This window comes from Aquitalea pelogenes, assembly GCF_041914625.1.
Taxonomy (GTDB): domain Bacteria; phylum Pseudomonadota; class Gammaproteobacteria; order Burkholderiales; family Chromobacteriaceae; genus Aquitalea; species Aquitalea pelogenes.
This window is the reverse complement of the sequence record NZ_JAYSDA010000006.1, coordinates 31,737-45,102: the sequence shown is the minus strand read 5'-3', so window position 1 is coordinate 45,102 and position 13,366 is coordinate 31,737. Positions and strand designations below refer to the sequence as shown.

The 13,366-nt window shown below is 61.3% G+C and carries 12 protein-coding genes; 6 read left to right on the top strand and 6 right to left on the bottom strand.

The genetic code is table 11. The features are described from left to right. Positions 1 to 18: 18 nt before the first annotated feature. Both ACE3SE_RS06710 and ompR read right to left on the bottom strand, forming a co-directional pair. Entirely contained in the window at positions 19 to 1,341 is a 1,323-nt protein-coding gene (locus ACE3SE_RS06710; protein WP_374554314.1) for an ATP-binding protein, read from the bottom strand. Positions 1,342 to 1,344: 3 nt separating this feature from the next. Beyond that, a complete protein-coding gene (gene ompR, locus ACE3SE_RS06705) occupies positions 1,345 to 2,163 on the bottom strand; it encodes an osmolarity response regulator transcription factor OmpR (protein ID WP_374554313.1) in 819 nt (272 codons plus the stop codon). A gap of 119 nt (positions 2,164 to 2,282) precedes the next feature. Here ompR and ACE3SE_RS06700 point away from each other — a divergent pair, with 119 nt between their 5' ends. The 3 genes from ACE3SE_RS06700 (at position 2,283) to ACE3SE_RS06690 (ending at position 3,519) form a co-directional block, all read left to right on the top strand. After that, entirely contained in the window at positions 2,283 to 2,504 is a 222-nt protein-coding gene (locus ACE3SE_RS06700) for a hypothetical protein (protein WP_131356974.1), read from the top strand. Between the two features lie 95 nt (positions 2,505 to 2,599). Further along, on the top strand, positions 2,600 to 2,977 hold the full coding sequence (locus tag ACE3SE_RS06695; RefSeq protein ID WP_374554312.1) for a hypothetical protein: 378 nt from the start codon (positions 2,600 to 2,602) through the stop codon (positions 2,975 to 2,977). Between the two features lie 161 nt (positions 2,978 to 3,138). Continuing rightward, positions 3,139 to 3,519, top strand: a complete 381-nt coding sequence (locus ACE3SE_RS06690; RefSeq protein WP_374554311.1) for a hypothetical protein — start codon at positions 3,139 to 3,141, stop codon at positions 3,517 to 3,519. 87 nt (positions 3,520 to 3,606) lie between these two features. Here the strand turns inward: ACE3SE_RS06690 and ACE3SE_RS06685 are convergent, their stop codons facing one another. Then, complete coding sequence (locus tag ACE3SE_RS06685; protein ID WP_045846314.1) at positions 3,607 to 4,581, bottom strand: quinone oxidoreductase family protein; 975 nt, start codon at positions 4,579 to 4,581, stop codon at positions 3,607 to 3,609. Between the two features lie 210 nt (positions 4,582 to 4,791). Here ACE3SE_RS06685 and ACE3SE_RS06680 point away from each other — a divergent pair, with 210 nt between their 5' ends. Beyond that, positions 4,792 to 5,331 carry a heme NO-binding domain-containing protein gene (locus ACE3SE_RS06680; protein WP_374554310.1) on the top strand — a complete coding sequence of 180 codons (540 nt, stop codon included), beginning with the start codon at positions 4,792 to 4,794 and terminating at the stop codon, positions 5,329 to 5,331. Further along, complete coding sequence (locus ACE3SE_RS06675; RefSeq protein WP_374554309.1) at positions 5,328 to 6,719, top strand: ATP-binding protein; 1,392 nt, start codon at positions 5,328 to 5,330, stop codon at positions 6,717 to 6,719. The genes ACE3SE_RS06680 and ACE3SE_RS06675 overlap by 4 nt, the downstream gene beginning before the upstream one ends. Here ACE3SE_RS06675 and ACE3SE_RS06670 read toward each other — a convergent pair. After that, complete coding sequence (locus ACE3SE_RS06670) at positions 6,688 to 7,257, bottom strand: YqiA/YcfP family alpha/beta fold hydrolase (RefSeq protein WP_374554308.1); 570 nt, start codon at positions 7,255 to 7,257, stop codon at positions 6,688 to 6,690. The genes ACE3SE_RS06675 and ACE3SE_RS06670 overlap by 32 nt on opposite strands. A 310-nt stretch (positions 7,258 to 7,567) precedes the next feature. Further along, on the bottom strand, positions 7,568 to 8,332 hold the full coding sequence (locus ACE3SE_RS06665) for a substrate-binding periplasmic protein (protein WP_374554307.1): 765 nt from the start codon (positions 8,330 to 8,332) through the stop codon (positions 7,568 to 7,570). 117 nt (positions 8,333 to 8,449) lie between these two features. On the opposite strand from ACE3SE_RS06665, the gene metH reads away from it, so the two are divergent. After that, positions 8,450 to 12,163, top strand: a complete 3,714-nt coding sequence (gene metH, locus ACE3SE_RS06660; protein ID WP_374554306.1) for a methionine synthase — start codon at positions 8,450 to 8,452, stop codon at positions 12,161 to 12,163. On the opposite strand, the gene ACE3SE_RS06655 is transcribed toward metH, so the two are convergent. Further along, complete coding sequence (locus ACE3SE_RS06655) at positions 12,151 to 13,281, bottom strand: GGDEF domain-containing protein (RefSeq protein WP_374554305.1); 1,131 nt, start codon at positions 13,279 to 13,281, stop codon at positions 12,151 to 12,153. The genes metH and ACE3SE_RS06655 overlap by 13 nt on opposite strands. Between the last annotated feature and the right edge of the window lie 85 nt (positions 13,282 to 13,366).

The following is a 13,366-nucleotide window of genomic DNA, read 5'->3' as shown; positions in this document are numbered from 1 at the left end:
AGTCGTTTGCCGCCGGTTTCAGGCGGTAGCGGCTGCCGTGGTGAGTGGCAACAGGATGCATACCCGGAAGCCACCGTCCGCTTCATCCACAAAGCGCAGTTGTCCGTGGTGCTGCTTTACCACGCGCGAGACGATGGCCAGCCCAAGGCCGCTGCCGCCATCGGTGCCGCGGTGTTCGGCCAGTCGTTCGAACGGTGCCAGGGCCGATTCGCGCAGCGCTGCCGGAATCCCCGCACCATGGTCAATCACACTGAGCATGGCCATATTGTCCTGGCTGGCTACTTCCACCCGGATTGGCGGTTTGCCGTAACGCCGGGCATTTTCCAGCAGGTTGGACAGCAGGCGTTCCAGCGCCAGCGCATCGGCATAGAGTTCGGGTTCGGCCAGACGATCCAGGTGGACATCCAGCCCGCTGCGGCCAAAGCGTGCCACCACGCTGTCGGCCAGCTCTGCCAGGGCAACCGGCTCCAGCCGGGCCGATTCCTCGGCGCGGGCAAAGTCGATGAACTGGCGCACAATGCGCGACAGCTCGTCGATATCGGCCAGCATGTCCGGGGTGTCCGGGCTGCTGTCCTGCAGCTCCAGCATCAGTTTCAGCCGGGTCAGCGGGGTGCGCAGGTCGTGCGACAGGCCGGCCAGCATCAGCCGGCGTTCCCGCGCAGCATTGTCCAGCGCGCTGGCCATGTGGTTGAAACCGCGCGCCAGGGCAATCAGCTCGCGCGGGCCATCTTCGGCCAATGGCGACGGAAGTTTGCCACCTGCCAGTTCGCGCGAGGCCATCACCACCTTGCTGATGGGACGGGTGATGCGCCAAGCCACCACGGATGCCAGCAGGATGGCCAGCACGGTGGCCAGCAACGCAGCCTGGATCAGCGAATAAATGGGGCGATCGCTATAGCGGCCAAACGGAATCACCAGCCAGTACGGGGTGTCCAGCACATGCACGTTCACCCACAGCTCGTTGCGGTCTTCGCGGTGCACCATGTAGCCGTGCACGGTGTCTCCCAGGCCCTTGCTCAGCCGGCTGACCAGGCTGTCGGCCACGCGGGGCAGTTCCTTGTCAAACTGTTGGCGTGGGGCAGACTCCTGCGGCAGCAGGCGTGGCAGGCCGGGGCGGTTGTAGCTGGCCAGAAAAGTGGTGCGCTGGGCCGGGCTCATGTTGTCCATCGAACCCTCCAGAAACGCCAGGGTGTCCACCACCTGGGCATACAGCTGCTTGTCCATCAGCTTGTGGCGCTCGCCTGCGGCAATGTAGACCGTCACCACCTGGGTGGTGACTACCACCACCACCACCAGCACGATCAGGCGAAACAGCAGGGAACCGGCAAGGCGTCGCAGCACGGCTTACTCCCGCTCGCTGCCGTCAGGCACAAAGACATAGCCATAACCCCACACCGTCTGGATGAAGCGCAGCGGGCTGTCGCCAGCTTCCAGTGCCTTGCGCAGGCGGGAAATATGCACGTCGATGCTGCGGTCCAGCGATTCGCCATTGCCCTTGCCCAGCGCCATTTCCATCAGCTGTTCGCGGGTGAGCGGGCGGCGCGGATGGGTGGCCAGTACGGTGAGCACGGCAAATTCCGCCGTGGTCAGCGGCAGCACCTGCTGGTTTTTTTGCAGCTCGCGGCGGCCCAGATTGAGCTGGAAGTCGCCAAACTCGATGATTTCGTCGGATTCGTGCCGGGCGGCCAGCGCCGGCGTGGCATGATGGCGGCGCAATACCGACTGGATGCGGGCGGTCAGTTCGCGCGGGTTGAACGGTTTGGGCAGGTAGTCGTCCGCGCCCATTTCCAGGCCCAGGATGCGGTCCACGTCTTCACCGCGCGCGGTCAGCATGATTACCGGCACGGTTTCGCCCTGGGCACGCAGGCGGCGTACCACGGCCAGACCGTCATCACCCGGCATCATCACGTCCAGTACCATCAGGTCGGGGCGGTTACGTGCCAGTTTTCGGTCCAGTTCGCGCGCGTCCGGCAGGGTGTCCACCACATAGCCTTGCTGGCCCAGATAGCGGGTAAGCAGTTCGCGCAGCTTGGCGTCGTCGTCGACGATCAGAATCTTGTTGTGTTCCATGATATTTTCCTTGATGGCGCGGCGGAGTGTGACAGCCGTCATGCTGATGGCAAAGCTTAACGTGCCTCGGCGCTGGCGGCGATGGGGCTTCATGAATTTCTGTTAAACCCTGATGGCCATTCACATTAGTTAACATTTGGTAACATACCGCACACGGTTGGGCAAAAACGGGCTCCTACACTGCCATTGTGTCCTGCATGCCGGAGTACATCATGAGCAACAAATCCCTGATTTGCATGACAGTCATCCTGTCTGCGCTACTGGCGCCAGCACTGGCGCGTGCCGATGAACGCGGTGGCAATGGTGCGGATATCCGCGAGGCCCGCCAGCAAGCCCATGCCCAGGTCAGCCTGGCAACGCCATCTGCCACCACCGTGGGTGAGCCGGCAGTCAGTCCGCCGTACAGCATGCGCCGTCCTGCAGACGAGAAATGAATCCCGCGGCATTTGCCGTGTATCCCACCCGCCTTCTGCCCCGATTCCCAAGCATCGTCGTGGCAGGAGGCCTGATGTCAGGTTAAAATACAGCCATGAAGTACCATGCCATTTATGTCCTGCTGTTTGCTTCGGTGACGGCATTTGCCTTGCCGGCAGCTGCACAGGGCCCGGATGGCATGCAGGACGGCGCAACCGAGTTTCCGCATCAGGGCCGGCCACCGGCTGGCGAAGAGCGTCGCTTGCGTAATCTGCGCCTGAAGGAGGCCGTGCAAGCCGGTGACTTGTCGCCGGAAGATGCGCGCCGCTGGCAGCACCGGCATTATGGCCCGCCATTGCCCCCGCCAGCCGGAAACGGCATGGAGCGGTATGGCCCGGATGGTTTCTCCCGTCCGCCTCCGCCCCCGCCGGCTCAGCGCAATTTCTGGCGTGACAAGCGGCAAAAGGCGCAGGAGCAATACCAGAACGATTGACCCGGTTGCATGGTGCGCCGGGGATTGCCAGTGGCAAGGACACGGCTTTGAACACAGCTTGGGGAAAACGGATTCGTATGCGTAGCTTGTCCTGCTTGATCGGGCTGCTGCTTTTGCCGACGGCGCTGGTCCAGGCGGGAGTTCCCGACTGTGACAAGGCCATGGCACCACAGCGCTGTGCCAGTTATCGCCAGGCCTGGCTCAGCTGTAACGATATGACTGACGGTGCGGCACGCGCCTGTATCGAACAATACACGCCTGCGCTCAGTTGCAAGCGTAGTCGCGATGCACGGCAGTGCGAGGCCTTGCAGGCGGCTCAACAGGCTTGTGACGGCACGGAAGGCGCGGCACGGCGGCTGTGCGTGCGCGAACGCATGCCGGCAGCCGATTGCAGTCATGCCAGCAACAAGGCGCGTTGCGAGCAACGTGCCGCTGCCGAGTGGCAATGTGCCGAGACCGCTGGCCAGCAGGGCCGTGAATGTGTACGCAAGGCACTGATTCCGGCACCGGCCGCAGCCGGTCGTCCGGCACCACGCCGTTAACCTTGGTGTGATTTATCCGAAAAGACCCGGCGCTGCCGGGTCTTTTGCATGGTGCCTGCCACTTGCCGTGGCCCCCGTGGCATGGTTTCAGGGCAGCAGGATCAGCGAGCCGGTGGTGCGGCGGCTTTCCAGGTCGCGGTGTGCCTGTGCCGCATCGGCCAGTGCATAGCGGGCCGAAGGTGTCACCTTGATGCTGCCGTCGCCAATGCGGGCAAACAGCGCCTGGGCAGAGGCTTCCAGTTCGCTCCGGCTGGCCACATAGTCACCCAGTTTGGGGCGGGTGAAGAACAGCGAACCCTTTTGTGACAGCAGCAGCGGCTCGAAGGCCGGTACGGCACCGGAGGCATTGCCGAAGCTGACAAAAGTGCCGCGCGGCGCCAGGCTGTTGAGCGACATTTCGAAAGTACTTTTTCCCACCGAATCGTAAACCACCGGTACGCCTTGCCCGCCGGTAATCTCGCGCACGCGCGCCACCACATCTTCCTGGTTGTAATTGATGACATGCTGGCAACCCAGTTGTCGTGCCAGTTCCCCCTTGGCGGCGGAACCGACGGTACCAATCACGTTTACCCCCAGCGCATGCAGCCATTGCACGGCAATCTGGCCCACGCCTCCGGCGGCGGCATGCCACAGCACGGTCATGCCGGGCTGCACCGCAAAGGTACGGCGGATCAGGTACTCCACGGTCATGCCCTGCAGCATGACGCAGGCAGCCACCTCGTCACTGATATGGTCCGGCAGTTTCACCAGTACGGCGGCCGGAATCAGCCGTTCGCTGCTGTAGGCACCCAGCGGGCCGCCGGCATAGGCCACCCGGTCACCCACTGCCACATGACTGACGCCTTCTCCCACCGCCAGCACGGTGCCCGCGGCTTCACTGCCCAGGCCGCTGGGCAGCGAGACCGGATACAAGCCGCCACGCTGGTAGGTATCGATGAAGTTGATGCCGATGGCACTGTGGCGCAGCAGGACTTCACCAGGCCCGGGCTGGCCTGTCGTCACGTCCTCCAGTTGCAGTACTTCCGGGCCTCCATGTTGATGGAAACGGATTGCCTGGCTCATCTTGCCTCCCTTGGCTGGCCGATTGAGGAAGTGCCGAGTCTGCGCCTGCCTGCTTTGTACCGGCAAGCGTCTTGTGCTGAACAGTCTGTTTTTTAAGGGTTACTGCTTGGTATTTGGCTGTATTTGTTTCTACATTGAATCAATCCCTGACATTGTGCTGTGCGATACAGGGGCTAGGGGCGACGGGCGGGAAACAGGAAAGGGCAGGACATGAAAGGCGTGGTATTTACCGAATTCATGGAAATGGTGGAAGCGCGTTTTTCCGCCGAAATGGTGGATGACATCATCGACGATGCGCAGATCAAGTCCGGCGGTGCATATACCGCAGTGGGCAATTACCCGTTTGCCGAGCTGGTGGCGATGATCACCGCGCTGTCGCGCCGCAGTGGCATGAGTGCATCAGAGCTGATCTTTCACTTCGGCCATTACCTGTTCGGACGTTTTGCCCTGCTCTATCCGTACAGCATTCAGTCCTGTAGCAGTTCTTTCATGGTATTCGAGGGGATAGAAAAACATATTCACGTGGAAGTGCAAAAGCTGTATCCCGACGCCCAGTTGCCGGATATCCAGGTTGTGGAGCGCGACGACAGGCGGATGATACTGCTGTACCGCTCGCCACGTTGTCTGGCACCACTGGCCACCGGGCTGATCCAGGGTGCACTGGACCACTTTTCCGAACAGGGCCGCATCACCACGGAGCCATTGAATGCAGAAGGCAGTGAAGTGCGCTTTACCGTGGAGTTGCTATGAGCCAGAGCGAGCTGTCCCAGTTGCAAGAACAATTGCAGCGCTATCAAAAGCGGTATTTGCGCGAGAAGACCGCCCGCAAGGAAGCCGAAAGCCTGCTGGAGCAGCGTAGCCGAGCCTTGTATGACGCCAATTTCGAGCTGTCCACCGTGGCGGCGCAGCTGGAAAAGATTGTCGAATGGCGGATGGCGCAGCTGTCCGAGGCCTTGCTCAAGGCTGAAATGGCGGCCAAGGCCAAGTCCGAATTCCTGGCGGTGATGAGCCATGAAATCCGCACCCCGCTCAATGGCGTGCTGGGCATGGCCGAGTTGTTATCCCATAGCCAGCTGACAGCCGAGCAGGGCGATCAGGTGGCTACGCTGAAAGAATGCGGCAGTTCCCTGCTGGCCCTGATCAACGACATTCTGGACCTGTCCAAGATTGATGCCGGCAAACTCACGCTGGAGCAGCGGCCGTTCAATCTGTTCAGTTTGCTGGATAGCGTGGTCAACCTGTTTGAACCCAAGGCCATGGAGGCCGGGCTGACCGTCACCTGGCAGCGCCCGACCGGCCACGCCTGGCTGCTGGGGGACGCCACCCGTCTGCGGCAGATCACCAGCAATCTCTTGAGCAATGCCATCAAGTTCACCCATCAGGGTGGCATTACGGTGACGGTGTCGATGGCGCCGCTGGAAGATACCTTCGACATGCTGCGCTTGCAGCTGGATGTACGCGATACCGGCATCGGCATGACGCCGGAGCAGATGAACAAGGTATTCACCGCCTTTGAGCAGGCCGATTCCACCACCACCCGCCGCTATGGCGGTACCGGCCTGGGACTGGCCATTTGCCGCCGCCTGGCCGAAGCCATGGGCGGACGGATCGATGTCAGCAGCACGCCGGGCGAGGGGAGTTGTTTCAGTGTTTACTGGGTGGCCACCAAGGTGGCGGCCCCGGCGCAAGAGGCCGCGGAACAGCAGACGGTGGCCGCGCCGGTGACGGTATCATGCCAGCCGGTATCGGTGCTGGTGGCCGAGGACAATACGGTCAACCAGAAGTTGATCCTCAAGCTGCTGGACAAGCTGGGTTACCGCGATGTGCAACTGGCGGCCAATGGACGTCAGGCACTGGAGCAAGTCTGTCAGGGCGGGATAGAGCTGGTATTGATGGACATGCAAATGCCGGAAATGGATGGCCTGGATGCCACCCGTGCCATCCGTCAGGCCGCGCTGGCGCAGCAACCACACATCATTGCGCTGACAGCGAACGCCTTTGATGAAGACCGCGAGCGCTGCCAGCAGGCCGGCATGGATGACTTCCTGTCCAAACCGGTCAGCCTGGAGCGCCTGTCCGCCGCCATGCAGCGCGGGCTGGGGCGGCTCAATCCGCCTGCTGCATCCACACCAGCGTAGCCGGAAGGCACTCCGGCCAGCGTGCCAGCCGGTGATCATCACCGTTGAACACGGTCTGCCGTTGACCGCTATAACAGCGTGAAGCCTGCTGCCACGGCAGTACGGCATCGGCACTACCCAGCCACAACCAGTAACGACCCTTGGCAATTCCTTGCGGACGCATGTCGCGCAGGGCATGCATGTCGGCTGCGTCCAGCACGTATTGTTCCCCGGTGTAAGGGTTGGTTTGCGCGCCCAGATAGTGCTGCAAATCCAGATGCGGGGTGATGGCCGGGTTGATCAGCGCGGCCTTCCTGCCGTGTTTTTCCGCCAGTACCGTGGCATAGAAGCCCCCCAGCGAACTGCCGATCAAGGCGGTATTTGCCGGCAGGGACAGCAAGAGCGCTTCCGCCTCGGCAATGGCCTGGGCCGGATGGGAAGACAGGCGCGGGCAGTGCAGCTGCACCTGCGGTGCGTGCTGCAGCAGGAAACGCCGGGTTTCCTCGGCCTTGAGCGATTGTGGACCGGAATTGAATCCGTGCAGGTAAACGATATCCATGAGCTGAAATCATCATCAAAAAACGGCAAGCCCAGAGGGTTGCCGTCAAACCCCTCTCGCTTTCTGAAATGAAAGCGAGGCACCCTTGCAAGGCAAGGGCGGGGGGATTGGGAATAGATGGAAAGGCTGCGGAATCGCTAAGTTAACCGAAAGGCCCGGCTTTGCCGGGTCCAGTACCATCGCATCGGATAACTTTGTCCGCAGTCTGAAGGCAAGCCCAGAGGGTTGCCGTTTTTGTCTGGCTTGGCAAGCATTGTCTGTTTCACGTGAAACAAACTTGATGCACCGCAAGCTTGCCGGAAGCGTAAGGCTATTCGGCCTGCCAGGAGTAGGACTTGAGAATCGATTTGAGCTTGCCGCTGCGACGCATGGCGTCAATGCCCTGATTCAGGCGGTCGGTGCTGATGTGCGATTGCGGTGCAACGGCGCACATGGTGGGCATGTAGGTGACGGTAAGCGGATGTTGCTTGAACTGACGGGCTTCATCCGGATTGGTTTTGGCCCACCAGGCAATTTCCAGTTCCGATGAAATGGCTAGGTCGGTCAACTTCTTCTGCAAGGATTTCACCAGCAGGTCCAGCCGCGGTTCGTCCACCCGCGTGGTGCGCCCAACCGCCCACAGGTGCTCAAGCGTCGGGTAGCTGTAACCGCGGATGGTGCCAATGCGCTTGCCCACCATTTCGTCGGCCTGATGGATATCCGGTACGCCCTTGAGCGACAGCACCCGTTCGATCTGTGGATAGAATTCGCGCGTCCAGCCCAGCCGCGTGGCATTGCCATACCATTCCGGGTTGGCATTGCACACGATATTCACCTTGCCGGTTTCGATGGTGCTTTCCACTCGCTTGCGGGCAATCACCACATACTGTGCCTTCATGCCCAGCTCGCCGGCCAGCGCATCGCCCAGTTCCTTGATCAGCCCGCTGGCCAGGTTCTGGTTATCCGGGGTCAGCACCACGATGGGTGGTGCATCGGAGTCGGAAACGCCAATCTTCAGTATGCCCCCTGCATGGATTGGCTGACTGAGTACTGCTCCCGCAAGCAGTAACGGCCAAGTCTTATTCAAAGCAACCATAAGCTTGTACTCTCTTCTTCTTAGTTAGTTGTCTGACAGTTCCAAGTGCAATGGTAAACTGTTCGGCCGCACCATGAGTGTGCCACCTATCGTTCTTCACCATACAGCCTGTTTGCCATGACCAAAAAACCCACGCATCCGGTATTTTCCCAGCTGTCCCAGCGCATCCTGATCCTGGATGGCGGCATGGGCACCATGATCCAGCGCCATGCGCTGCAAGAAGCGGATTACCGTGGCGAGCGGTTTGCCGACTGGTCCTGTGACGTAAAAGGCAACAACGACCTGCTGGTGCTGACCCGGCCGGATGTGATTGGCGGCATTCATCAGGCGTATCTGGATGCCGGGGCCGACATCATTGAAACCAACACTTTCAATGCCACGTCGATTGCCATGGCCGACTACCGGATGGAAAGTCTGGTGTGGGAAATCAACCATGCGGCGGCCCGCTTGGTGAAGGAGCTGTGTGTTGCGCAAACCGCAAAGAACCCGGCCAGGCCGCGCTTCTGTGCCGGCGTGCTGGGGCCGACCAACCGTACCGCCAGCATCAGCCCGGATGTGAACGACCCGGGTTATCGCAATGTCAGCTTTGACGAACTGGTCACGAGCTATACCGAGGCCATTGACGGCCTGGTGGCGGGCGGGGCGGACTTCCTGCTGGTGGAGACCATTTTCGACACACTGAACGCCAAGGCGGCAGTGTTTGCCATCCACCAGTATTTTGACGATCACCCGGACATCGCCCGTCTGCCCATCATGGTGTCCGGCACCATTACCGACCAGTCCGGCCGCACCCTGACCGGTCAGACCACCGAAGCCTTCTACAACAGCCTGTCGCACGCAGATGCCCTGTCCTTCGGCCTCAACTGTGCGTTGGGGCCGGACTTGCTGCGTCCCTATGTGGAAGAACTGTCGCGCGTGTCCGCCACCTATGTGTCGGTGCATGCCAATGCCGGCCTGCCCAATGCCTTTGGCGGTTACGACCTGGAACCGGCAGCCATGGGCGAGTTCGTGCGCGAATGGGCTGAATCCGGCCTGATCAACATCGTCGGCGGCTGTTGCGGCACCACGCCGGAGCACATTGCCGCCATTGCCCGTGCCGTGGACGGCATCGCACCGCGAGCCCTGCCGCAGATTGAAGCCAAGTGCCGCCTGTCCGGGCTGGAGCCGTTCAACATTGGCGACAACGACCTGTTCGTCAACGTGGGCGAACGCACCAACGTCACCGGCAGCCGCGCCTTTGCCAAGCTGATTCTGAACGCTGACTACGCCACCGCGCTGGATGTGGCACGCCAGCAGGTGGAAAACGGCGCGCAGATCATCGACATCAATATGGACGAGGGCATGCTGGATGCGCTGGCGGCGATGGATCGCTTCCTCAAGCTGATCGCCGCCGAGCCGGACATCGCCCGCGTGCCGATCATGATCGACTCCTCCAAGTGGGAAGTGATCGAAGCCGGCCTCAAGTGCATTCAGGGCAAGGGCATCGTCAACTCCATTTCCATGAAGGAAGGGGTGGACAAGTTCAAGGAACAAGCGCGCTTGCTGCGCCGTTACGGCGCGGCGGTGATCGTGATGGCCTTCGACGAAAAAGGCCAGGCCGATACTTACGCCCGCAAGGTGGAAATCTGCGAAAAGAGCTACCGCATTCTGGTGGACGAGGTGGGTTATCCGCCGGAAGACATCATCTTCGACCCCAATATCTTTGCCGTGGCCACAGGTATCGAAGAACACGCCCGCTATGGCCTGGATTTCATCGAAGCCACCGGCTGGATTCACAATAACCTGCCGCATGCCAAGGTATCCGGCGGCGTGTCCAACGTGTCCTTCTCCTTCCGTGGCAACAACAAGGTGCGCGAGGCGATTCACGCCGTGTTCCTCTACCACGCCATCCAGCGCGGCATGACCATGGGCATCGTCAATGCCGGTGCGCTGGAAGTGTATGACGAGGTGGACAAGGAGCTGCGCGAGCGCATCGAGGACGTGGTGCTGATGCGCACACCCAAGGATGGCGGCGATGCCACCGAGCACCTGATTGCGCTGGCCGAACGCTTCAAGGGCGAAGCGGCGGGCGAGAAAAAGGGCGAGGACCTGTCCTGGCGCGAGTGGCCGGTGGAAAAGCGGCTGGAACACGCGCTGGTCAAGGGCATCACCACCTATATCGTGGAAGACACCGAAGAAGTCCGTCTCAAGAGCGCACGCCCGATCCACGTGATCGAAGGCCCGCTGATGGACGGCATGAATGTGGTGGGCGACCTGTTTGGCGCCGGCAAGATGTTCCTGCCGCAGGTAGTGAAATCCGCCCGCGTGATGAAGGCCGCCGTGGCGCACCTGGAACCCTTCATCGAGGAAGAGAAGATTGCCCTCGGTCTGGCCGATGCGCCGGCCAAGGGCGTCATCATCATGGCCACGGTGAAGGGCGATGTGCACGACATCGGCAAGAACATCGTCGGCGTGGTGCTGCGCTGTAACAACTACAAGGTGATCGACCTGGGCGTGATGGTGCCGTGCCAGACCATCCTGGACGCCGCGCGCGAGCACAAGGCCGACATCATCGGCCTCTCGGGCCTGATTACCCCGTCGCTGGAAGAAATGAGCCATGTGGCCAAGGAAATGCAGCGACAGGGCTTTGATATCCCGCTGCTGATTGGCGGTGCCACCACCTCCAAGGTGCACACGGCGGTGAAAATTGCGCCGCACTACCAGCACCCGGTGGTGTATGTGCCGGATGCCAGCCGTGCGGTAGGTGTGTGTTCCAACCTGCTGTCCGACACCCTGCGCGACGGTTTCGTGGCGGAAAACCTGGCCGAACAGGAGCGCGCACGCGAAGGACATGCCAACAAGGCCAGCCGCAAGGTAGTGAGCCTGGACGCGGCCCGCGCCAACAAGCAGGCTACCGACTGGGCCAGTTACACCCCGCCCAAGCCGCAGTGGCTGGGTGTGCGCCGCTTCGAAAACTACCCGCTGGCCGAGATTGCCACCTTCATCGACTGGACGCCCTTCTTCCAGAGCTGGGAGCTGGCCGGGCGCTTCCCGCGTATTCTGGACGATGAAATCGTTGGCGAATCGGCCCGCAGCCTGTATGCCGATGCGCAGACCATGCTCTCGCAAATCATCAGCGAAAACTGGCTTGGCGCCAATGCGGTGATCGGCCTGTTCCCGGCCGCTACGGTGAATGATGACGATATCGACATCCGCAGCGTGGACGGCAGCGCCAGCCAGATGACCTGGGTGGGCCTGCGTCAGCAGCTGCCCAAGGCGGACGGTAAGCCCAACTGGGCACTGGCCGATTACATTGCCCCGGCCGACAGCGGCGTGGAAGACTACATTGGCGCTTTTGCCGTTACCGCCGGCATTGGCATCGAGCCGCATGTGAAGCGTTTTGAAGAGGCCAATGACGACTACTCCGCCATCCTGCTCAAGGCGCTGGCCGACCGTCTGGCCGAGGCCTTTGCCGAGCTGATGCACCAGCGCGTGCGCCGCGAATTCTGGGGCTATGCCGCCGACGAGGCACTGGACAATGAAGCCTTGATCGACGAGAAATACCGTGGCATCCGCCCGGCACCGGGCTACCCGGCCTGCCCGGACCATACGGTGAAGAAAGCGCTGTTCGCCCTGCTGGACGCACCGGGCATCGGCATGACCCTGACCGAAGGCTATGCCATGCTGCCCACGGCAGCGGTGTCCGGCTTCTACTTCAGCCATCCGGAATCGCGCTATTTTGGCGTGGGCAAGGTGGAGAAGGACCAGGTTACCAGCTATGCCCAGCGCCGCGGGGTGACGCTGGAGCAGGCCGAGCGCGATCTGGCACCCAATCTGGGTTACGACGCCTGAGAGTCCGAACGCGTCACCGATAAGCCGCCTTGGGGCGGCTTTTTCTTTGCCTCTGTCCTGGCTTGTGTTGCCTGCTGAGGCAGGGCAAATTCTGCGGTCATGGCAAAGACATGGCGGTTCTTGCCATGTCGCTTGGCCTGATACAAGGCCCGGTCTGCTTCCCGCAGCGCGGCACTCAGCCCGATGCGTCCGTCCATGCTGACGATGCCGACGCTGATGGACAACTGACGTTGCTGGATGCGGCATTGATTGACCTGCCGGATGAGCTGGCAGGCCAAGGCATGCACCTGGCCATGGTCGGTCAGGCGGGTGAACAGGCCGAACTCCTCCCCGCCCAGCCGTCCGCATAGCGATACCTCCGGATGCCGGCTCAGCACGGTGGCTACTTCCTGCAATACCTGGTCGCCGACATCGTGACCAAAATCGTCATTGACGCTTTTGAAGTCATCAATATCCACCATCAGGAAATGTCCCATCTGGGCCGGGTACCAGGCTTGCAACTTCTCCAGCAGACTGCGCCGGTTGTCGATGCCGGTCAGGGCATCCTGAAAGGCCAGGGTTTCCAGTTCGCGGCGCAAGGTGAAGTCGCGCAGCCGCAGGCGGCGGAACAGGATGTTGAGCATCAGGCCGGAAGTGGTACAGATGAAGACCAGCAAGGCCAGCCAGGAGTCCTGTGCCCACAGTCGCTGATCTCCTTGCGTGCTTTGCAGCATGAGCAGCCAGATCCCGCTGCTGGCCAGCAGGAAGGCTGGTGTGCGATGGAATACCGGGGCCATGGTGAGGGTGATGCACACGGCGATGGAAATGGCCCACGGTGCAGGATCGGCCACCGTCATGATGTTAAGGCGGAACCCCAGGGTCAGGCCCGCCAGATTCAGCAACATGCCCAGCAGCAGGATGCGGTGATGGCTGGCCAGCGAGGAGAACAGGATGCCGGCCAGCATGATCAGCAAGACCAGAAAGGAATTGAGGCTGTCAACCTGCCGGTAGCGGTGACTGAACACTAGTGAGGCCAGCCAGGCAAATACGCCGAGCATTTGCAGGTATACCGCGATGGGACGCAATTCAAGAAAGGACTGATGCAGGAAATCGGCACCGTCTGCCTGGTCGTGAGGCATGGGATCTCCTTGTGAATGGGTACACGGTAATGGTGCTGGTGAAGGGCATCGCAGCATCGTGGCTGCTTGCACAGAGGTGGTCGAC

Coding starts and splice junctions, on each gene's coding strand:
- ompR (WP_374554313.1), bottom strand. CDS start 2,163: ATGAAGCCCCATCGCCGCCAGCGCCGAGGCACGTTAAGCTTTGCCATC.
- ACE3SE_RS06700 (WP_131356974.1), top strand. CDS start 2,283: ATGAGCAACAAATCCCTGATTTGCATGACAGTCATCCTGTCTGCGCTA.
- ACE3SE_RS06695 (WP_374554312.1), top strand. CDS start 2,600: ATGAAGTACCATGCCATTTATGTCCTGCTGTTTGCTTCGGTGACGGCA.
- ACE3SE_RS06690 (WP_374554311.1), top strand. CDS start 3,139: ATGGCACCACAGCGCTGTGCCAGTTATCGCCAGGCCTGGCTCAGCTGT.
- ACE3SE_RS06685 (WP_045846314.1), bottom strand. CDS start 4,581: ATGAGCCAGGCAATCCGTTTCCATCAACATGGAGGCCCGGAAGTACTG.
- ACE3SE_RS06680 (WP_374554310.1), top strand. CDS start 4,792: ATGAAAGGCGTGGTATTTACCGAATTCATGGAAATGGTGGAAGCGCGT.
- ACE3SE_RS06675 (WP_374554309.1), top strand. CDS start 5,328: ATGAGCCAGAGCGAGCTGTCCCAGTTGCAAGAACAATTGCAGCGCTAT.
- ACE3SE_RS06670 (WP_374554308.1), bottom strand. CDS start 7,257: ATGGATATCGTTTACCTGCACGGATTCAATTCCGGTCCACAATCGCTC.
- ACE3SE_RS06665 (WP_374554307.1), bottom strand. CDS start 8,332: ATGGTTGCTTTGAATAAGACTTGGCCGTTACTGCTTGCGGGAGCAGTA.
- metH (WP_374554306.1), top strand. CDS start 8,450: ATGACCAAAAAACCCACGCATCCGGTATTTTCCCAGCTGTCCCAGCGC.
- ACE3SE_RS06655 (WP_374554305.1), bottom strand. CDS start 13,281: ATGCCTCACGACCAGGCAGACGGTGCCGATTTCCTGCATCAGTCCTTT.